The 17,638-nt window shown below is 65.5% G+C and carries 20 protein-coding genes, 3 tRNA genes and 1 pseudogene; 14 read left to right on the top strand and 10 right to left on the bottom strand.

The features are described from left to right. The first annotated feature begins 148 nt into the window (after positions 1-148). From rlmB to ACFQ2S_RS14505, 3 genes are all read left to right on the top strand, one after another. Positions 149-934 (top strand): 23S rRNA (guanosine(2251)-2'-O)-methyltransferase RlmB, encoded by a 786-nt coding sequence (gene rlmB, locus ACFQ2S_RS14515; protein ID WP_386075491.1) that lies wholly within the window; start codon positions 149-151, stop codon positions 932-934. Positions 935-994: 60 nt separating this feature from the next. Continuing rightward, positions 995-1,225 carry a hypothetical protein gene (locus ACFQ2S_RS14510; RefSeq protein WP_386075489.1) on the top strand — a complete coding sequence of 77 codons (231 nt, stop codon included), beginning with the start codon at positions 995-997 and terminating at the stop codon, positions 1,223-1,225. 223 nt (positions 1,226-1,448) lie between these two features. Beyond that, positions 1,449-1,901 carry a CoA-binding protein gene (locus ACFQ2S_RS14505; RefSeq protein ID WP_386075532.1) on the top strand — a complete coding sequence of 151 codons (453 nt, stop codon included), beginning with the start codon at positions 1,449-1,451 and terminating at the stop codon, positions 1,899-1,901. Here ACFQ2S_RS14505 and ACFQ2S_RS14500 read toward each other — a convergent pair. Both ACFQ2S_RS14500 and hisF read right to left on the bottom strand, forming a co-directional pair. Next, positions 1,898-2,206 (bottom strand): phosphoribosyl-ATP diphosphatase, encoded by a 309-nt coding sequence (locus ACFQ2S_RS14500; protein ID WP_089232632.1) that lies wholly within the window; start codon positions 2,204-2,206, stop codon positions 1,898-1,900. The genes ACFQ2S_RS14505 and ACFQ2S_RS14500 overlap by 4 nt on opposite strands. Before the next feature lie 64 nt (positions 2,207-2,270). After that, positions 2,271-3,032, bottom strand: coding sequence for an imidazole glycerol phosphate synthase subunit HisF (gene hisF / locus ACFQ2S_RS14495; RefSeq protein WP_386075487.1), 762 nt, complete (start codon positions 3,030-3,032; stop codon positions 2,271-2,273). Positions 3,033-3,178: 146 nt separating this feature from the next. Here hisF and ACFQ2S_RS14490 point away from each other — a divergent pair, with 146 nt between their 5' ends. Next, positions 3,179-3,595 carry a DUF302 domain-containing protein gene (locus tag ACFQ2S_RS14490; RefSeq protein ID WP_386075530.1) on the top strand — a complete coding sequence of 139 codons (417 nt, stop codon included), beginning with the start codon at positions 3,179-3,181 and terminating at the stop codon, positions 3,593-3,595. Here the strand turns inward: ACFQ2S_RS14490 and hisA are convergent. After that, positions 3,592-4,305, bottom strand: coding sequence for a 1-(5-phosphoribosyl)-5-[(5-phosphoribosylamino)methylideneamino]imidazole-4-carboxamide isomerase (hisA, locus tag ACFQ2S_RS14485; RefSeq protein ID WP_386075485.1), 714 nt, complete (start codon positions 4,303-4,305; stop codon positions 3,592-3,594). The two genes, ACFQ2S_RS14490 and hisA, sit on opposite strands and share 4 nt — an antisense overlap. A gap of 133 nt (positions 4,306-4,438) precedes the next feature. Between hisA and ACFQ2S_RS14480 the strand changes: the two genes are divergently transcribed. Continuing rightward, complete coding sequence (locus ACFQ2S_RS14480) at positions 4,439-4,828, top strand: DUF2147 domain-containing protein (protein WP_386075483.1); 390 nt, start codon at positions 4,439-4,441, stop codon at positions 4,826-4,828. A 134-nt stretch (positions 4,829-4,962) separates the two neighbouring features. On the opposite strand, the gene ACFQ2S_RS14475 is transcribed toward ACFQ2S_RS14480, so the two are convergent. The 3 genes from ACFQ2S_RS14475 to hisB form a co-directional block, all read right to left on the bottom strand. Continuing rightward, the gene (locus ACFQ2S_RS14475; protein WP_386075481.1) at positions 4,963-5,451 is read right to left on the bottom strand and encodes a hypothetical protein; all 489 of its coding nucleotides are present in this window, start codon (positions 5,449-5,451) and stop codon (positions 4,963-4,965) included. 289 nt (positions 5,452-5,740) lie between these two features. After that, a complete protein-coding gene (gene hisH, locus ACFQ2S_RS14470; RefSeq protein ID WP_089232637.1) occupies positions 5,741-6,382 on the bottom strand; it encodes an imidazole glycerol phosphate synthase subunit HisH in 642 nt (213 codons plus the stop codon). 1 nt (position 6,383) lies between these two features. Further along, on the bottom strand, positions 6,384-6,971 hold the full coding sequence (gene hisB / locus ACFQ2S_RS14465; protein ID WP_089232638.1) for an imidazoleglycerol-phosphate dehydratase HisB: 588 nt from the start codon (positions 6,969-6,971) through the stop codon (positions 6,384-6,386). 209 nt (positions 6,972-7,180) lie between these two features. Between hisB and ACFQ2S_RS14460 the strand changes: the two genes are divergently transcribed. The 5 genes and pseudogenes from ACFQ2S_RS14460 (at position 7,181) to ACFQ2S_RS14440 (ending at position 9,147) form a co-directional block, all read left to right on the top strand. Then, positions 7,181-7,255: transfer RNA gene (locus ACFQ2S_RS14460), tRNA-Gly, on the top strand. Positions 7,256-7,449: 194 nt separating this feature from the next. Continuing rightward, positions 7,450-8,424: pseudogene (locus ACFQ2S_RS14455) on the top strand (pirin family protein). Between the two features lie 148 nt (positions 8,425-8,572). Continuing rightward, positions 8,573-8,649 (top strand) — tRNA-Asp (locus ACFQ2S_RS14450). 90 nt (positions 8,650-8,739) lie between these two features. Beyond that, positions 8,740-8,816, top strand: a tRNA-Asp gene (locus ACFQ2S_RS14445). A gap of 109 nt (positions 8,817-8,925) precedes the next feature. Beyond that, positions 8,926-9,147: an RND transporter gene (locus tag ACFQ2S_RS14440; protein WP_386075478.1), complete on the top strand. Its 222-nt coding sequence runs from the start codon at positions 8,926-8,928 to the stop codon at positions 9,145-9,147. Positions 9,148-9,152: 5 nt separating this feature from the next. Here ACFQ2S_RS14440 and ACFQ2S_RS14435 read toward each other — a convergent pair whose 3' ends face one another. After that, on the bottom strand, positions 9,153-9,506 hold the full coding sequence (locus tag ACFQ2S_RS14435) for a hypothetical protein (protein ID WP_386075477.1): 354 nt from the start codon (positions 9,504-9,506) through the stop codon (positions 9,153-9,155). A 256-nt stretch (positions 9,507-9,762) separates the two neighbouring features. Further along, positions 9,763-11,154: a dipeptidase gene (locus ACFQ2S_RS14430; protein ID WP_386075475.1), complete on the bottom strand. Its 1,392-nt coding sequence runs from the start codon at positions 11,152-11,154 to the stop codon at positions 9,763-9,765. Between the two features lie 122 nt (positions 11,155-11,276). Between ACFQ2S_RS14430 and ACFQ2S_RS14425 the strand changes: the two genes are divergently transcribed. From ACFQ2S_RS14425 to ispG, 4 genes are all read left to right on the top strand, one after another. Further along, a complete protein-coding gene (locus ACFQ2S_RS14425) occupies positions 11,277-11,858 on the top strand; it encodes a 5-aminolevulic acid synthase (protein ID WP_386075473.1) in 582 nt (193 codons plus the stop codon). A gap of 123 nt (positions 11,859-11,981) precedes the next feature. Further along, the gene (gene hemA, locus ACFQ2S_RS14420) at positions 11,982-13,217 is read left to right on the top strand and encodes a 5-aminolevulinate synthase (RefSeq protein ID WP_386075472.1); all 1,236 of its coding nucleotides are present in this window, start codon (positions 11,982-11,984) and stop codon (positions 13,215-13,217) included. Positions 13,218-13,334: 117 nt separating this feature from the next. Beyond that, positions 13,335-14,663 carry a helix-turn-helix domain-containing protein gene (locus tag ACFQ2S_RS14415; RefSeq protein WP_386075471.1) on the top strand — a complete coding sequence of 443 codons (1,329 nt, stop codon included), beginning with the start codon at positions 13,335-13,337 and terminating at the stop codon, positions 14,661-14,663. A 97-nt stretch (positions 14,664-14,760) separates the two neighbouring features. Then, positions 14,761-15,888, top strand: coding sequence for a flavodoxin-dependent (E)-4-hydroxy-3-methylbut-2-enyl-diphosphate synthase (gene ispG / locus ACFQ2S_RS14410; protein ID WP_386075469.1), 1,128 nt, complete (start codon positions 14,761-14,763; stop codon positions 15,886-15,888). Positions 15,889-15,963: 75 nt separating this feature from the next. On the opposite strand, the gene ACFQ2S_RS14405 is transcribed toward ispG, so the two are convergent. Both ACFQ2S_RS14405 and ACFQ2S_RS14400 read right to left on the bottom strand, forming a co-directional pair. After that, positions 15,964-17,199, bottom strand: coding sequence for an HlyD family secretion protein (locus ACFQ2S_RS14405; protein ID WP_386075467.1), 1,236 nt, complete (start codon positions 17,197-17,199; stop codon positions 15,964-15,966). Continuing rightward, complete coding sequence (locus ACFQ2S_RS14400) at positions 17,192-17,635, bottom strand: hypothetical protein (RefSeq protein ID WP_386075466.1); 444 nt, start codon at positions 17,633-17,635, stop codon at positions 17,192-17,194. Before ACFQ2S_RS14400 ends, ACFQ2S_RS14405 begins: the two co-directional genes overlap by 8 nt. Positions 17,636-17,638 lie beyond the last annotated feature (3 nt).

Below are 17,638 nucleotides of genomic sequence, written 5' to 3'. Positions count from 1 at the left end.
CACCTTCGAAGGAGCGTCGTCCAGCGCTCGCAGATGATTTCATGCCTGCGGCGGGGGTATTTTCGCCAAGAAGAGGCCATCCTTGCAGGGAGGCTTGCCATTTCTCCCGTCGCGGGGCAGGGGCAGGGGGAGGAAAAGGATGGCTGTGATGAAGAAACCCTCCTGGGTGATCGACAAGGAACGCGCCCGCAGGGCCGCCGCGGCGGAAACGCTCTGGCTTTTCGGCCTGCACGCGGTTCGGGACGCGCTTTGCAACCCGGCGCGGGTGCGGCTGCGGCTCGTGGTGACGCGCAACGCCGCCGACAAGCTGGCCGAGGCGATCGCCGAAAGCGGCATGGAGCCCGAGATTGCCGATCCGCGGAAGTTTCCCGTACCGCTCGACCCGGGGTCGGTGCACCAGGGCGCTGCGCTCGAGGTAAAGCCGCTGGACTGGGGCAAATTCGAGGATCTCTGCGAGCCCGGGCAGGGCGCGCCGCGTCTCGTGCTGCTCGACCGCGTGACCGATCCGCACAATGTCGGGGCCATCCTGCGTTCGTCCGAGGTGTTCGGGGCCCGCGCCGTGATCGCCCCCCATCACCATTCCGCGCCGGAGACCGGTGCCCTTGCCAAGACCGCGTCGGGCGCGCTGGAGCGTCAGGCCTATGTGCGGGTGCGGAACCTGGCCGACAGCATGGAAGTGCTGCGGGACATGGGCTACGTGCTGATCGGTCTGGACGGCGACGGGGAGGGGGACCTTGCGGAGGCAGCGGCGGCCCATGCCGATCGCCCGCTTGCGCTGGTGCTGGGCGCCGAGGGGCCTGGATTGCGCGACCGGACCCGCAAGACCTGCGACCAGATCGTTCGTATTCCCGCCGCCGGCGCGTTCGGCTCGCTGAACGTCTCCAATGCGGCCGCAGTCGCCCTATATGCTACGAGGAAGCAAGATCAGGGCTGACGCATGCACCGAACAACGAAGATCGCCACATGCTGCTATTGCGGCACCCGGGCTGCCCTCGTGCTGGGCAGCGACCGGCATGAACTCGTCTGTTCGGCCTGCGGCGCCCCGCTGCGCCAATTGAAGAGCTTGCCCGCGGAAACCGCAGCCCGGACGCCAGTACCCCTCCCGTCGCGAGGTCAGTTGCGCGACCGGCCGAAACGGAAGCCCAAGTCGAAGAAGAAGCGCAAATCCTGGCTCAAGGATCTGTTCGAGGATGCCTTCGACGAACTGGGAGACTTGTTCGACTGAGCGCCGTATTCCCGCCTCGATGGTCCCGAAGGCATGCCTAGTAACAAACGCGTTATGGCCTGCTTTCAGGCCCTTGGATGTGGCGTTTGCGTAACTACATTCATTGTACGGGTTGCGGATCTGGAACATACGCAACCTGCTGCACTGTCCCTCGTTCCGTACTGGCGCCCGGCGATTGAACCCGGGCGCCTTTTTCTTGTGATGGAAGGCTGCACATCCCGTGATCCCGTCCGACGATATCCTGCGTGACATCTTTCGACGCACCCGCGTCATCGCCTGCGTCGGCGCATCGCCGCGCCCGGAGCGGCCGAGCCACTACGTGTCGGAGTTCCTGCGCGCTCGGGGCTATCGGGTGATTCCGGTCAATGCCGGTCAGGCCGGCGGTACGCTGTTTGGCGAAAGGGTGGTTGCGCGGCTTTCCGAGATCGACGCGCCGGTGGACATGGTCGACATCTTCCGCCGGTCGGAACAGGTTCTGCCGGTCGTCGACGAGGCGCTCGAAAGTCTGCCCGGGCTCAAAACCGTCTGGATGCAGATCGGCGTACGCAACCCCGAGGCCGCGGCGCTCGCGCAGGCACGCGGCGTCACGGGGGTTCAGGATCGCTGCCCGAAGGTCGAGCTTCCCCGTCTCTTCGGCTCCATGAGCCTCGCGCAGATCCGGAGCCAAGTGGCCTAGCGGGCGGCCTTTTCCTCGATTCCCGACCGGCCTTCGCGGCGGGCGAGTTCCGCCTCGATCTCCGCGAGCCCGACATCGCGTGCCGCGCACATGACCAGCAGATGATACAGCGAATCGGCCGCCTCGCTGACCAGCCGCGCGCGGTCGCCCTTGACCGCCTCGATGATCGCTTCGACGGCCTCCTCGCCGAATTTCTCGGCGCATTTCTCCGGCCCCTTGGCGAGGAGCTTGGCGGTCCAGGAGCTTTCCGGGTCCGCGCCCTTGCGGGCTTCGATCGTCTCGGCCAGTCGATACAGGGCGCTCATGTCATGTCCTTCTTCTGTCCAGAGAAGCCGCGGCGGCCGGGTAGGGCCTCGGTCCTTGGCCGGATCAGTTCAGCCGCACGGGAATGCCCGCTGCCGCCATATGTTCCTTGGCCTCGCGGATGGTGAAATCCCCGAAGTGGAAGATCGAGGCGGCGAGCACCGCGCTGGCCCCGCCCTCGGTCACGCCTTCGACGAGGTGGTCGAGCGTGCCGACGCCGCCGGAGGCGATGACGGGCACGTGGACGGCATCCGAGATCGCCCGCGTGAGCGGAAGGTTGAACCCGGCGCGCGTTCCGTCGCGGTCCATAGAGGTCAGCAGGATCTCGCCCGCTCCCTTGGCCACCACCGTTCGTGCAAAGTCGACCGCATCGATGCCCGTGGGCTTGCGGCCGCCGTGGGTGAAGATCTCCCACTTGCCGGGACTCACCGTCTTGGCGTCGATCGCCACCACGATGCACTGGCTGCCGAAGCGTTCCGCCGATTTCGCCACCACATCCGGGTTGGCCACGGCGGCGGAGTTGAAACTCACCTTGTCCGCCCCGGCAAGCAGCAGCGCCCGCACGTCTTCGGGCGTGCGCACCCCGCCGCCGATGGTCAGCGGCATGAAGCACTGCTCGGCCGTCCGCGTGGCGAGGTCGTACATCGTCCCGCGGTTCTCGTGGGTGGCGTTGATGTCGAGGAAGCACAGCTCGTCGGCGCCGGCGGCGTCATAGGCCTTGGCGGCTTCCACCGGATCGCCGGCGTCGACCAGGTCAACGAAGTTCACGCCCTTGACGACACGGCCTTCCTTGACGTCCAGGCAGGGGATGATGCGGGTCTTGAGCATGGGAAATGCGGTCCTCGGGTGATCACGCGATCTTTTATGGTCATTCGGTGCAAGAGGCCAGAGTGTTGGAGCATGGGAAAGCGCCCACCGGAAACGAGAGGACATCCGCCTTGAAACTGCTCGCTGCGACCTCCCTTGCCGTTACGATGGCAACGACCGCCATGGCCGATGACGACGATTTCGTTCGGGTCCAGTCCGCGTCGGATGTCGGTGCCACGATGGATGCTCTCGAGGCCGCTGTCGGCAATGCCGGCGCCACGGTCTTTGCCCGGGTCGACCACGCCGCCGGGGCGGCTTCGGTCGATATGGAGCTTGCCGATGCGCAGCTGCTGGTCTTCGGCAACCCCAAGCTCGGAACGCCCGCGATGCAGGACGACCCTCTGGCCGGCCTCGTGCTGCCGCTGCGGGTGCTGGTCTACGAGGACGGCGAGGGCAATGTCTGGCTTGCCTACCAGGAGCCGGAGGAGATGTTCGACGACATGGATATCGCTGACGACGCGCCTTACCTCGGCATGATGGCCGGGGCCCTGTCCAAGCTCACGGCAGCAGCGGCCGGAAATTAGAGGGCGGCCAGCGCCTCCCGCAGGTCGATGGCGCCGTCATAGAGCGCCCGGCCCGAGATCGCGCCGGAAATGCCCACCGCGTCGCGCAGGGCGATCAGGTCCGCCAGCGAAGACACCCCGCCGGAGGCGATCACCGGGATCGTCGTGGCGCGGGCGAGGGCGGCCGTGGCCTCGACGTTCGGCCCCTGCATGGCGCCGTCGCGGTCGATGTCGGTGTAGATGATCGCGGCAATGCCGGCATCCTCCAGCCGACCGGCGAGATCGGTCACGGTCATGTCGGTCTCCTCGGCCCAGCCGCGCGTCGCGACCTTGCCGTTTCGCGCATCGAGCCCCACGGCCACGCGGCCCGGGAAGAGCTGGGCAGCTTCGCGTACAAGCTCGGGGTTCTCCACCGCAACCGTGCCCAGGATCACCCGGCTCACCCCCTTCTTCAGCCACATCTCGATGGTCTCGAGCGTGCGGATGCCGCCACCGAGCTGGACCGGCACCGAGACGGCGGCGAGAATCGCCTCCACCGCCGCGGCGTTCACCGGTTCGCCGGCAAAGGCGCCGTTCAGGTCGACGAGGTGCAGCCACTCGCAGCCGGCCTCCTCGAACTGACGGGCCTGTGCGGCTGGGTCGCTGCCGAAGACGGTGGCCTTGTCCATGTCGCCCTTAAGCAGGCGTACGCAGTTACCGTCCTTCAGGTCGATGGCGGGATAGAGGATCATGGTCGTGGTCCGGGCTGTTGTTTCGGGTGGGCTTCTGCCACGGCGCGCGGGGAGATGCAAAGCGACGGGACGTCATTGTTGATCGCCGGGCCGCTTGCGCGACAGGCTGGCGCCAGCAACGGGAGGACACACCATGAAACGCATTGCAACGGCAGCCGCCGGGCTGATTCTGCTGGCGAGCGCCGCTACCGCCGATCCGGTCTTCGGAACCTGGAAGACGGAGCCCGGCGACGACGGCAACTTCGCCCATGTCACCATCGCCGATTGCGGCGGACAGATCTGCGGCACCCTCGGCAAGGCCTTCGACGGCTCCGGCAAGCCTATCGCCTCGGACAAGGTCGGCAAGCGGATGATCTGGGACATGGCGGCGAACGGCGGCGGCAAGTACTCCGGCGGCAAGATCTGGGCCCCGGACCGCGACAAGACCTACAGCTCCAAGATGAGCCTGTCCGGTGACACGCTCAAGGTCTCGGGCTGCGTCGGTCCGATCTGTCGCGGCCAGACCTGGACCAGGGCACAGTAATCTATGGGGCAAGGCCGTGGGCGGGCGAAACGGCCCACGGCCTGCCGGCTTTCTGCAACAGAGCGGTTCCGTCGATCCGGAAGGCGACCTTCATCGAGAAGCCGCGCCTTCCAGCATTTCTCCTGGCGACCCGATTACATCTGGGAGGCCTGGCACTCCTCGAGCACCTTCATCGCGTCGTTCGTGCCGGTCAGGTCGACAACGATTTCGCGGCCGCTCTCCGCCGTGATGGTCAAGGTCTGTTTCTTCGCAAGATCGTAGGCGAACTTCGGATTGTTGAAGTAGACGTAGCCGCCCTGGTAGGCGCCATCGACTTTTCTGACCGAACCGCCTTCGAACTTCTCACCGTCGAGATCGAAATGGGTGATGATCGTGTCGCGGCTGTCGATGCCCGCGTCAGCGAGCGTGAAGAGCGCCAGGTAGCCAAGCTCTTCGTTGCCGTCGATTCCAATCTGGGTCTGGAAACCGTCGGCATCGGTCCTTTCGATGGCGCAGCCCTTGAGCCCTTCGCTGACGCGGACATTCCATCCGGCAACTTCAGCATAGATCTCCTGGCCAACAACGGCCGTCGACGACGCTGCAAGAGCGATTGTCGCGAACGAGATTTGAACGAACTTGAACATTTGAATCCCCCCTCCGTTAACAGTTGAGTTTGCAACGCGCCGATACTGGACGATCGTTCCCGATCTGTGAACGATTCGATCAGCCCTCGTCCCGCCGGGGCGTTCTAGGTCATTGAGACTCGGCCGTGGTCGACTGAGGCACGCGAGGGCGTGTTACGGCCGTAGTCCTCAAACGGGTTTCCAACTGAGTAAACCCACAAGACCCCACATCTGGGCCATTTTTGCGATTGCAGCCATTGTTCGGTTTGGTCCCGGCACGCCCATTCAGCAGCGCCGGCACCGGCTGGGCTCAAGGTGCCCAGGTCAGGAAGTTGGCGATCATCCGGAGGCCGGCATGCTGGCTCTTCTCCGGGTGGAACTGGGTGCCGATCATGGTGTCCCGACCGATGATCGCGGTGACCTCGCCGCCGTACTCGGCATAGGCGAGCCGCTCGGCCGGGTCGCGCACGACGACCTGGTAGGAGTGGACGAAATAGGCGTGATCGCCGGTCTCGATCCCTTCCAGCACCGGGTGGCTCCCGGTCACGATCAGGTCGTTCCAGCCCATGTGCGGCACCTTCAGCGCCGGATCGTCGGGCACGATCGGCACGACTTCGCCGGCGATCCAGTCGAAGCCGGGCGTGTCGCGATATTCACGGCCGACGCTCGCCATCATCTGCATGCCGATGCAGATCCCCATGAAGGGACGGCCCCGCACCTGCACGGCTTCCTCGATCGCTTCCTGAAGGCCGGAGTGTCCCTCCAGCGCCGCCTTGCAGGCCGGGTAGGCGCCGTCGCCGGGAAGCACGATCCGGTCGGCGCGGGCCACGTCCTCGGGCCGGCCGCTGATGATCACCTCGCCGGCGCCGGTCTCGGCTGCCATGCGTTGAAACGCCTTTTCCGCCGAGTGCAGGTTGCCGCTCTCGTAGTCGACCACGACTGTCAGGGACATGTCAGAGCGTCCCCTTGGTCGACGGGATCGCATCGCCCTTGCGCGGGTCGGGCTCGACCGCCTCGCGCAGCGCGCGGGCAACGGCCTTGAAGCCGGCCTCGGCGATGTGGTGGCTGTTGAGCCCGTGCAAGGTGTCGACATGCAGCGTGATCCCGCCGTGGGTCGACAACGCCTGGAAAAACTCGCGCACCAGCTCGGTGTCGAAGGTGCCGATCTTCTGGGTCGGGAAATCCATGTTCCAAACCAGGTAGGGCCGCCCGGACAGGTCCAGCGCCGCCCGAACCAGCGTGTCGTCCATCGGCAGCAGGCAGGCGCCGTAGCGGCGGATGCCGCGCTTGTCGCCGAGCGCCTGTGTCAGCGCCTGCCCGAGCGCGATGCCGGTGTCTTCCACGGTGTGGTGGTCGTCGATGTGCAGATCGCCTTCGGCGCGAATCGTCATATCGATCAGCGAGTGGCGGGCCAGCTGCTCCAGCATGTGGTCGAAAAAGCCGACGCCGGTGCGGCAGTCGTAGCTGCCGGTGCCATCCAGATCGACCTCGACCGAGATCTTCGTCTCGGTGGTGGCCCGTTCGATTTTCGCCTTGCGCATGCGTTCTCTCCGATCGCTGACCCGCGTTCCTTACAGCCCGTCGGAGCGCGATCCAAGGGCATCGCGCATGGTGACGGCCTTCTGTGGGCCGCACGGCACAAGGCGCACAGGGCCGGCCCGGCGGAGGCAATCCTGATTTGCGCCGCAGCATCGCATTTCCGCTTGCACCCCCTCCGCGGCATCGCTAGAAGCCCGGAGAACAAAAGGACGCGGGCGTAGCTCAGGGGTAGAGCATTACCTTGCCAAGGTAAGGGTCGTGAGTTCGAATCTCATCGCCCGCTCCAATTGTTGATCCTCCAGACAATATGAATGCCTTCGCAGCGTGGCCATTGCCGTGCGCTCGATCCCTGCGCCGGTGTTGGCGCTCCCGCGTCCTCGCGCGCAGCTTTGGAAATGTAGCTGCCTCTTTGAGTGTGCGGGACGCCACACGGGCGTGCGGTGTTGAACAGGCACTGCGCGGCCGGCGGGCTGTGTCCGAATGTCGCCGCGCTTTACCTTGGCTGAGACGCTGAACAGGAGACGCCTCAGGAGCTGGAACCCCGAGCTCGACGCCGGCATTCCTACCGGTGATGCCGTCGAAACCGTCATCGTGCCGCGCGCGCGAGATATTGGCGGCTTCGAGGTACGGCGCGCGCTGCCGGCGCCAAAGCGGCAGATGGTCGGCCCCTTCATCTTCTTCGATCAGGTCGGGCCGGCGGAATTCCTGACCGGACAAGGGATCGACGTGCGTCCGCATCCGCATATCGGGCTGTCCACCGTAAACTTTTTTCAAGGGGCGGATGCATCATCGCGACAGCCTCGGTGTCGATCAGTGGATCGAGCCCGGCGCGGTCAACATGATGACGGCGGGCCACAGCATCACCCATTCCGAACGAACGGATGGCGAGATGCGCCAGGCGCCCTTCGAAATGTTCGGCACACAGACATGGATCGCGCTTCCCGAAGGTGCCGAAGACGATGCGGCGGCTTTCGAGCACGCGGGAAAGGAAGAGCTTCCGGCAATCGACGGGGAGGGCAAGCAGGTGCGGCTGATACTCGGCACCGACTGGGGAGACCGGGCGCCGCGCAAGACGGCGACGGAGATGTTCTATGCTGATGCGGTGCTTGAGGCCGGGGCGGCGATCCCGCTGCCGAAGGATCACGAGGACCGGGGCGCATACGTGATTCAGGGCAGCGTCGACATTGCCGGGCAGGTCTTCGAAGCAGAACGAATGATGGTCTTTCGTCCCTGCGACCGGGTGTCGATCAAGGCGGGGGCACAGGGCGCACGGCTGATGCTGCTCGGGGGCGAACGCACGAGGGGCCGCGCTACATCTGGTGGAACTTCGTGGCTTCCTCGAAAGAGCGGATCGAGGAGGCCAAGGAAGCCTGGCGCATGGGCGACTGGGAACACGGGCGGTTCCATCTGCCGCCAGATGATGCGGAGCAGTTCATCCCGCTGCCGGAGCGGTGAGGCGCCGCATTGCGGGTCGCTCGCCGCCAGGGGAAGAGAAATGCCAGAGGGAAGAAAACCCCGCAAATGGCTGCTTGACGCCGCCCGCAGCGCAGCCTAGAACGCCGCTCACGCCGCGCGATGCGATGTATTGCGCAGCGGGCAGTGGGCGGTTGTAGCTCAGTTGGTTAGAGTGCCGGCCTGTCACGCCGGAGGTCGCGGGTTCGAGCCCCGTCAACCGCGCCATCGCTGCCAGACCCGGCCCGGGTCCGCCTCTCGAGGCTCAAGGGCACCCGTCGTTCAGGCGGTAAGAAGACCCGGCCCTCTGGGCCATGCGCGGTTGTAGCTCAGTTGGTTAGAGTGCCGGCCTGTCACGCCGGAGGTCGCGGGTTCGAGCCCCGTCAACCGCGCCACTTCTTCCTTGTCATCGGAAACCTCGGTACTGCTGAAACGGTGGACGCTTGCACGTCGCCCTTGGTCGTGCGCGTTTTGCAAGACGCTGGCAGCAGGGGAGGCTGGGCGATGGCGATTCTGGACAGGGTGTCCTTTCTCATGCTGCTGGTGATCGCGCTGACGCTCGGGCTGGCGCCTTTCACGCCGGAACCGCATGTCGTCGAAAAGCTGCGGATGCTGGGGCAGGGAGAGCTTTCCCGCCCGATCGACATCTTCGACCTGCTGCTGCATGGCACGCCGTGGCTGCTGCTCCTGGCCAAGCTGTTGCGCATGGCAGTTCGCCGCGGGTGACCGGGTCAGAAGCCGGCGTCGGCCATGGCGATGGCGATCACTTCCTGCGGTCCGACCCCCAGCACGAATCCCGTCACCGCGCCGAGTGAAAGCGCCCAGCCCGCATCGCGGCGATAGGCCCGGAAGGCGGTGCGCTTGATCCGCCAGGCAAAGCCGATCATCGAGGCGCCGATCAGGAGCACCACCGCCACCATCACGAGATCCTCGTGTGGGCGCAGGGTCGGGGAGGCGTTCAGGTGGTCCTGGATCGATTGCATTCCGGCTGCGAGGCGCATGGTGGCGAACAGCCAGAGCGCTCCGAGCGTGAACCGCAGGAGCGGGCCGGCGCGGCCGAGGCGGCTCGCGGAACCATCGGACACTTCAGGATCGGGGGCAGGGGGGCGCGGTGATTCCTTCCCGGAGGAACGGATCGGCCCGGAGGGCGCGCGCTTCGCCGATGGAGCCGTCCGCTCCTGTGCGAGATTCTGAAGCCGTTCGTCGAATCTGCTGCTTGCCATGATCCTCTTCCGCGCGACTGACGGGCGGGATCATGGCAAGGGATTGCGACGGCCTTTGGGCGAATTCTTGAAAGCTCTGGTTCGGGGCCGGGCGGCCCCGAAGCCATTCTCGCCGGGATCAGCCCTTGTCGGAGAGCGCCGCCAGCACCCGGGCCCAACTCCGGATGCCCTTGTGGAAGCTCTCCACGTTGTATTTCTCGTTCGGCGAATGGATCGCGTCGTCATCATTGGCGAAGCCGATAAGCATCGCGTCCATGCCGAGGATCGACTTGAAATACCCCGCGATCGGGATCGAGCCGCCCATGCCGACAAACACCGCCTCGCGGTCCCATTCGTCGGTGAGCGCGCCGCGTGCGGCCTCGAATTCCGGGCGCGCGGTGTTCATCACGGCCGCCGGCGAGCCTTCGAGATCGCTGTCCCAGGTCACCTTGGCGTCGGGCGAGAGCCGCTCGGCCACATGGGCGCGGATCTTCTCGCGCAGCTTGTCGGGGTCCATGTCGCCCACGAGCCGGCAGGTGATCTTGCAATGCGCCTTGCTGGGGATCACCGTCTTGCTGCCGGGGCCCATGTAGCCGCCCCAGAGCCCGTTCACCTCCAGCGTCGGCCGCGCCCATTGCTGTTCAAGCGTCGAGTAGCCCTCTTCGCCGTGCGGCTGGCTGTAGCCGACGCTGTCGAGATAGGTCTTCTCGTCGAAGCCGCAGCTTTCCCACTGGCGCTTCAGTTCTTCCGGCACCTCGTGGACGCCTTCGTAGAAGCCCTCAACCGCAACCCGGCCGGTCTCGTCGTGGAAGGAGGCCACGATGCGGGCGATCTCCTTGAGCGGGTTCAACCCGGGGCCGCCGTAATGGCCGGAATGCAGGTCGATCCTCGGGCCGGTAATGGTGAACTCGTCCTTCAGCATGCCGCGCAGTTGCGAAGCGATTGAAGGCACGCCGGGCGCGACCATGCCGGTGTCGCAGATCAGCGCAAGATCGGCCGTGAGTTCCTCGGCGTGCTCCTGCATGAACGGGATCAGCGAAGGCGAGCCGGATTCCTCTTCACCTTCGAGGAAAAAGGTCACCCGTGCGGGCAGGCTGCCATGCACCGCCTTCCAGGCGCGGCAGGCCTCCACGAAGGTCATGAGCTGCCCCTTGTCGTCGGAGGCGCCCCGGCCGCGGATCACCTTTCCGTGTTCGGTGTCCTGCAGTTCGGGCTCGAAGGGCGGGGTCTTCCACAGGTCCAGCGGATCGACCGGCTGAACGTCGTAATGGCCGTAGAAGAGCAGATGGGCCGCGCCGTCGCCACCGTGGCCCACGACCATCGGGTGCCCTGGCGTCGGCCGCGTGGCGGCGTCGATGCCCAAGGATGCAAGGTCTTTCGCCAGCCAATCCGCCGCCTGGGCGCAATCCGCCTTGTAGGACGGGTCGGTCGAAATCGACGGGATGCGCAGCAATGTCATCAGCCGGTCGAGCGCGTCCTGCAGGTCGGCATCGATGCGGTCGAGCACGGGGGCGAGGCGGGAGTCTGTCATTAGGGGAGCTCCTGTGGAATTTTGGCGCGACCCTAGCACCGGGCAGCCGACTGTCCAGAGGGGGGTGGCGAGCCGCGGTCGGGCGGGATAGGTTGCGCCCCGAAGAAACGGAGTCGCCCGACATGCGGATCATCGAATTGGCCATTGCCGCAACCCTTGCAGCCACCGCCGCCACCGCCCAGACCGTGGACAGCCGCGCGGCCAAGGGGATGCTGTTCAGCGAAAAGGGCGCGGAAGCACAGGTCGCCGAGAACCTGGACTTCGTCGATGCTGCCGTCGCCAAGGCGCTCAAGGCCGTCGCCTCGCAGATCCCGTATTACGGTGCGATCTCGGTGTCGCCCGGCGAGCCGACCAGTTCCAATCTCATGTCGACGATGGCGAACTTCCACTCCATCGAAGCCGCCACGCAGGCCGCGCTGGACAATTGCAATGCCCGCCGCACGACCGGCAAGCCCTGCGTGATCGTCGCGGCGATCACGCCGAAGCGCTACAAGGCTCAGCCGCTCACGCTCTCCGTCGAGGCCACCAAGGCTTTCAATGGCGACTACCGCAAGCTTTCGTCCCCGAAAGCGATGGCAATTTCGGACAAGGCCGGGGTCTTCGGATACGATCGCGGCGATGGCGGCAGGGCCATGTCGAGGTGTCAGGCGGCGGCCGCGGAACGCAAGGCGTCAGATTGCCGGCTTGTCATAATCGACAAATGAGTGCACAAAACATATTCAATAAATGACAGATGAGCGTCAATTTGCGCCATGTCAATGTTAACGCCGGCGTTTAGTGTGAAGCACTGTGTTGAAACGCGCCAACAAGAACCGAGGTTGACCCAGGTGACTGACAAAGCCCGCTACGCCGCCGCCGCAGAGAAGGCCATCGACAAGCTGCACGAGGAAGGTCGCTACCGCACCTTCATCGACATCGAGCGCGAGAAGGGCAACTTCCCCTGTGCGGTATGGCGCAAGCCGGACGGGTCCGAGAAGGACATCACCGTCTGGTGCGGCAACGATTACCTCGGAATGGGGCAGCACCCGGTTGTGCTGGCCGCGATGCACGAGGCGCTGGACGCGACCGGAGCGGGCTCCGGCGGCACGCGCAACATCTCGGGCACGACCGTCTATCACAAGCGCCTCGAGGCGGAGATCGCCGACCTTCACCGCAAGGAAACCGCGCTTGTCTTCACCTCGGCCTATATAGCGAACGACGCGACGCTTTCGACGCTGCACAAGCTGCTGCCGGGGCTGATCATCTATTCCGACGAGCTCAACCACGCCTCGATGATCGAGGGGATTCGCCGCAACGGCGGGGCCAAGCGCATCTTCCGCCACAACGACGTGGCCCACCTTCGCGAGCTCCTGGAAGCCGACGATCCGGCGGCGCCCAAGCTGATCGCCTTTGAGTCGATCTACTCGATGGATGGCGATTTCGGCCCGATCGAGGCAATCTGCGACCTTGCCGACGAATTCGACGCGATGACCTATCTCGACGAGGTTCATGCCGTCGGCATGTATGGCCCGCGGGGCGCCGGCGTGGCCGAGCGCGACGGGCTGATGGGCCGGGTCGACATCATCAACGGCACCCTCGCCAAGGCCTATGGCGTGATGGGTGGCTATATCGCTACCAGCGCCAGGATGTGTGATGCCATAAGGTCTTACGCGCCGGGCTTCATCTTCACGACCTCGCTTCCCCCGGCGATCGCGGCGGGTGCGGCGGCCTCCGTTCGCCACCTCAAGACCGACCAGGCGCTGCGGGACAAGCAGCAACTGCACGCTCGCATCCTAAAGACGCGGCTCAAGGCGATGGGCCTGCCGATCATTGACCATGGATCGCATATCGTGCCCGTGATCGTCGGCGATCCGGTGCACTGCAAGCAGCTCTCCGACATGCTTCTGGAGGATTTCGGCATCTATGTGCAGCCGATCAACTTCCCCACCGTGCCGCGCGGAACCGAGCGCCTGCGCTTCACGCCGTCGCCGGTTCATACGCCCGAGATGCTCGATGGACTGGTGCGCGCCATGGACGGACTGTGGTCGCAATGCGCATTGAACCGCGCAGAATTGTCCGCCTGAAGTTTCTGCAAGTGCGCTGTTAACAAGGCTGTGTTATCCTAATTCCAAGGGCAGGTGAAACGTCGAATCATTTGCTCCCTAGGGGACAAGAAATTTGACGCAGTCGAGGATGGGCAGATGATTGGGCGCCGGGAGCAGCCCAAGGCGGAAGAGGCACAGGCTCTCCAAAAGGGCTTTGACGACTACGAACTCCGTCTTGGTGACGTGATGCGGGGCGAGCGGGCGACCATGGGCAAGTCGCTTCTCGATGTGCAGCGCGAATTGAAAATCAAGGCATCTTTCATCGCGGCGATCGAAAACGCGGACGCTTCCGCTTTCGAGACTCCCGGCTTTGTCGCCGGCTACGTGCGATCCTACTCCCGATATCTTGGCCTGGATCCGGAATGGGCCTTCGAAACCTTCTGCCGCGAGGCGGATTTCGTCTCCGCCTCGACCAAGGACAAGCTCGGCGCCCCGCCCAGTTCCACCAAGCCGGTCTATCGCAAGCAGCCCACGGTAAAGGCCAAGGGCTATGATCCCTTTGCCGACCCGCGTGTGTCCTTTGCCCCCAAATCCGCCAGCCCCTTGGCGCAGATCGAACCCCGCGCCATCGGCTCGACGCTGGTCCTGCTCGCCCTGATCGGGGCGGTGGGCTACGGCGGCTGGTCCGTCCTTCAGGAAGTGCAGCGCGTGCAGGTCACCCCGGTCGACCGTGCCCCGCTTGCCATCGCCGCCGTCGATCCGCTGGCCGGCGTCACCCGCCCGGACGAAGATGCCGCGCCCGAGATCGCCGCCGCCGCGCCCTCCGCCCGGGATTCATTGGATCGGCTCTACCGGCCGCAGGCGCTCGACGTGCCTGTCATGGTGGCCCGCGACGGTCCCATCGCCGCGCTCGACCCGCGCACCGTAGGGGCATTGGCCAGCGCCGTCACCCCGACCGAGCGTGCGCCCGGCCTGCCGATTGACCCGCAGTTCCTCAATGCCATGCCAGATCGCGGCGAGTCCTATTCCGTTTCCGGCACCGCGATCGCTTCCGCCGTCGGTGAAGCGCTGGAAGATGCCACGATGACTCCGAAGGTCACGGAAGACGTGCCCGAGGTTGTTCTCGTGGCCGTCCGGCCGGCTTGGGTCCGCGTGCGGTCGGGCGACGGGTCGATCCTGCTGGAGAAGATCCTCAACCCGGGCGATACCTATGTCGTCCCGCAAACCGAGGCTGCGCCGACGCTGCGCACCGGTGCTGCGGGCGCGGTCTATTTCGCCGTGAACGGCCAGACCTACGGCCCGGCCGGCGCCAACGGGGCGGTGGTCGACAAGATCGCGCTCAGCTCCGCTGCGCTGACCGAGAAGTTCGCGCTCGCGGATACCGACACCGATGCAGACGCCCGCAAGGCCGTCGAGGTGGCGCAGGCGGCGCTGTTCCCGACCAACGAGGCCGATCCGGCCGATACCGGCGCCGCCCAGCAATAAGGCGGCGCACGTCTTCGAGAGGGGCGGGGCGCACGCCGTTGCGCCGCCCATTGCGTCCCGGTAGAGAGGGCGCAAGCATCAGGATCGGAGGCCCTCCATGTCGATCAACCATGTGCGCCCCTGGCGGAATATTTACCGCCGCGAGAGCCGGCAGATCTCTGTCGGGTCGGTCAAGGTCGGTGGCGATGCGCCGATCTCCGTCCAGACAATGACCAACACGATCACCACCGACGTGAAGGCGACCATCGCGCAGGTGCAGGCGGCGGCCGAGGCGGGCGCGGACATCGTGCGCGTTTCCACGCCGGATGAGGCCAGCGCGCGGGCGCTGAAAGAGATCGTCGCCGAGAGCCCGGTGCCGATCGTGGCCGACATCCATTTCCACTACAAACGCGCGATCGAGGCCGCCGAGAGCGGCGCGGCCTGCCTGCGGATCAACCCGGGCAACATCGGCGACGCGAGCCGCGTGAAGGAAGTGATCTCGGCCGCGCGCGATCATGGCTGCTCAATCCGCATCGGCGTGAATGCCGGCAGCCTCGAAAAGCACCTGCTGGAGAAATACGGCGAGCCCTGCCCGGACGCCATGGTCGAGAGCGGACTGGACCACATCCGCATCCTGCAGGATCACGATTTCCACGAGTTCAAGATCTCGGTGAAGGCGTCGGATGTCTTCATGGCCGCAGCCGCCTACCAGCAACTGGCCGAGCAGACCGACGCCCCGATCCACCTCGGCATCACCGAGGCCGGCGGGTTGATGTCGGGCACGGTGAAATCCGCCATCGGGCTGGGCAACCTGCTCTGGATGGGCATAGGCGACACGATCCGCGTCAGCCTGTCCGCCGATCCGGTCGAGGAGGTGCGCGTCGGCTACGAGATCCTAAAGTCGCTCGGCCTGCGGCACCGCGGCGTCAACATCATCTCCTGCCCGTCCTGCGCGCGGCAGGGCTTCGACGTGATCAAGACGGTGGAGATCCTCGAAAAGCGGCTGGAGCACATCAAGACGCCGATGAGCCTGTCGATCATCGGCTGCGTGGTGAACGGCCCGGGCGAGGCGCTGATGACCGACGTGGGCTTCACCGGCGGCGGTGCCGGCAGCGGCATGGTCTATCTTGCAGGCAAGCAGAGCCACAAGATGAGCAACGACCAGATGATCGACCACATCGTCGAGCAGGTTGAGCAGAAAGCCGCAGAACTCGATGCTCAGGCCGCGCTCGACGCCGCCGAATAACGGCCGGGCCGCGAAGCCCCAAGACATAACGCCCGGCAGAAGATGCCGGGCGTTTCTCGTTTGTTGCGGTGTCGTTCAGTGCCCTGTCAGCACGAGCGTCTGGACCGGCAACAGCAAGGCCTGGATACGCAGGATCAGCGCGTGCAGCAGGCCCACGGTGTCCACGACATGCAGGAACAGCCACCGCGCGGTCGAGATGTCTTCGTCGCCGTGCAGGATGTCGTGGTTGTTCGTGTAGAGGTTCGCGATGCACTTGGAGCCGGGTAGGATGCGCTCCGTGCCCCCTTCGAAGAGCGGCTCCATGCGCACCAGAACGGTGCCGGGGCGGGCGCGGTCTTGGATGTCCAGAAGCTGGTCGCTGGGGCGGAACTGGCCGGAGGCAACGTAGCCCTGTACCCTGTTCACCTTCATCGGAACGATTGTGTAGGGCAGGGAGGCGCAGGTGATCTCGCCGATCATGCCGACCTCGATCTGCTGGGCGTTCACCTGCTTGAAGCCGGCCTCGAAATCGCCATGGCCGACGTCGGACGCGACCAGGATGCCGGCCGGACGCAGGAGCGGGTTGACGATATCCCCCGGCTGCAAGGCGAACTGCTGGAGATCGCCGCTGATCGCCGCGTAGATGACGGTCTTGTCGAGCAGGGTCTGGGCCTCGGCGAGCGAGGCTTCAGCGCTGGCTTGCTGGGCCGGCAGCTGGACGTTCAGCTTGGCTTCCACCGCTTGCCGCTGCGCGATCGTCGCGTCCAGCGTGCCTTGCCGGGCCGCAACGGTGTTCTGCAATCGCTCGACCTCGCGGGTGCTGGTCGCGGGGCTGCCCTCGGCCAGAAGCGTGGCGCGCAGGTCGAGCTCCTCCTGCGCCTGCTTCACCGCGTTCTCGGCCTGGGTGACTTGACCGGTGGCGGCCGCAAGCTCCGCCCGGGCAGCGACGAAGGCGGCCTGTACCTCCTCGACCCGCCGTTTCGCGGTTTCCACGGCGGCCCGCTGCGAGCTGTCGTCGAGTTTGAACAGCACGTCGCCCGCGTCCACGTGCGCGCCGTTCTCGGCCAAGACCTCCTTCACGCGTCCGCCGGCTTCCGGCAGCACGGTCACCGTCCGGAAGAAGCTCGTCGCGTCGGTGGTGGAGGGGTGGTAGTAGAAGACGATCGTGATCAGCGTGATAGTAAGCATCAGGCAGGCGGTGATGCCGTAGCGCAGCTCGTACCAGACCGAGAACAGCGTGATCTCGTGGCCGATGCGCCGCCCCTGCACGAAGCGGCGATACAGAAAGTCCGGCAGGACCGTGAACATGCCGCAGAAGAGAAGCTCAAGCATCTTTGCCCTCCCACGCGTCGCGGTCAACGAAATCGGTCGCTGCGGCGCGGGTGTCGCGGGTTACATGGGCGTCTTCCGGCGGTGCCGGCAGGTCCGAGCCGGACATCTTTTGCAACGACGTCGCGATCGACCGCAACGGCGTCAGGAAATCCGGAACCGAGATCGCGGCCAGAAGCAGCGCTACGATCCAGAACAGGTTGTTGTGGGTGAAAAGGCCGATCAGCGCGAGGATTGCGACGAGCTGGTACTGCGCCGGACTCTTCGAATGCGCCATTTGTTCGGGCAGGGCGTGCAGCCGGAAGTAGAAGGCGCCGATCAGGAAGACGAGCACCAAAACGAAAATGACCACGACGTTGAAAAGCACGTCGGGTGATCCGGGCTCCGTTATGAAGCTCGGGTAATGTACCGTCGCGGTACCTGCGGTTTCGGATGCCATGTC

The organism is Tropicimonas aquimaris, from assembly GCF_042676185.1.
Taxonomy (GTDB): Bacteria; Pseudomonadota; Alphaproteobacteria; order Rhodobacterales; family Rhodobacteraceae; genus Tropicimonas; species Tropicimonas aquimaris.
Note: the sequence above shows the minus strand (reverse complement) of the source record. Positions and strands in the feature narration are given on the sequence as shown.

Bases quoted from the DNA above. Each gene is read 5' to 3' on its own strand.
- rlmB (WP_386075491.1), top strand. From the start codon at position 149: ATGAAGAAACCCTCCTGGGTGATCGACAAGGAACGCGCCCGCAGGGCC.
- ACFQ2S_RS14500 (WP_089232632.1), bottom strand. From the start codon at position 2,206: ATGAGCGCCCTGTATCGACTGGCCGAGACGATCGAAGCCCGCAAGGGC.
- hisF (WP_386075487.1), bottom strand. From the start codon at position 3,032: ATGCTCAAGACCCGCATCATCCCCTGCCTGGACGTCAAGGAAGGCCGT.
- ACFQ2S_RS14490 (WP_386075530.1), top strand. From the start codon at position 3,179: ATGGCAACGACCGCCATGGCCGATGACGACGATTTCGTTCGGGTCCAG.
- hisA (WP_386075485.1), bottom strand. From the start codon at position 4,305: ATGATCCTCTATCCCGCCATCGACCTGAAGGACGGTAACTGCGTACGC.
- ACFQ2S_RS14480 (WP_386075483.1), top strand. From the start codon at position 4,439: ATGAAACGCATTGCAACGGCAGCCGCCGGGCTGATTCTGCTGGCGAGC.
- ACFQ2S_RS14475 (WP_386075481.1), bottom strand. From the start codon at position 5,451: ATGTTCAAGTTCGTTCAAATCTCGTTCGCGACAATCGCTCTTGCAGCG.
- hisH (WP_089232637.1), bottom strand. From the start codon at position 6,382: ATGTCCCTGACAGTCGTGGTCGACTACGAGAGCGGCAACCTGCACTCG.
- hisB (WP_089232638.1), bottom strand. From the start codon at position 6,971: ATGCGCAAGGCGAAAATCGAACGGGCCACCACCGAGACGAAGATCTCG.
- ACFQ2S_RS14440 (WP_386075478.1), top strand. From the start codon at position 8,926: ATGGCGATTCTGGACAGGGTGTCCTTTCTCATGCTGCTGGTGATCGCG.
- ACFQ2S_RS14430 (WP_386075475.1), bottom strand. From the start codon at position 11,154: ATGACAGACTCCCGCCTCGCCCCCGTGCTCGACCGCATCGATGCCGAC.
- ACFQ2S_RS14425 (WP_386075473.1), top strand. From the start codon at position 11,277: ATGCGGATCATCGAATTGGCCATTGCCGCAACCCTTGCAGCCACCGCC.
- ACFQ2S_RS14415 (WP_386075471.1), top strand. From the start codon at position 13,335: ATGATTGGGCGCCGGGAGCAGCCCAAGGCGGAAGAGGCACAGGCTCTC.
- ispG (WP_386075469.1), top strand. From the start codon at position 14,761: ATGTCGATCAACCATGTGCGCCCCTGGCGGAATATTTACCGCCGCGAG.
- ACFQ2S_RS14405 (WP_386075467.1), bottom strand. From the start codon at position 17,199: ATGCTTGAGCTTCTCTTCTGCGGCATGTTCACGGTCCTGCCGGACTTT.
- ACFQ2S_RS14400 (WP_386075466.1), bottom strand. From the start codon at position 17,635: ATGGCATCCGAAACCGCAGGTACCGCGACGGTACATTACCCGAGCTTC.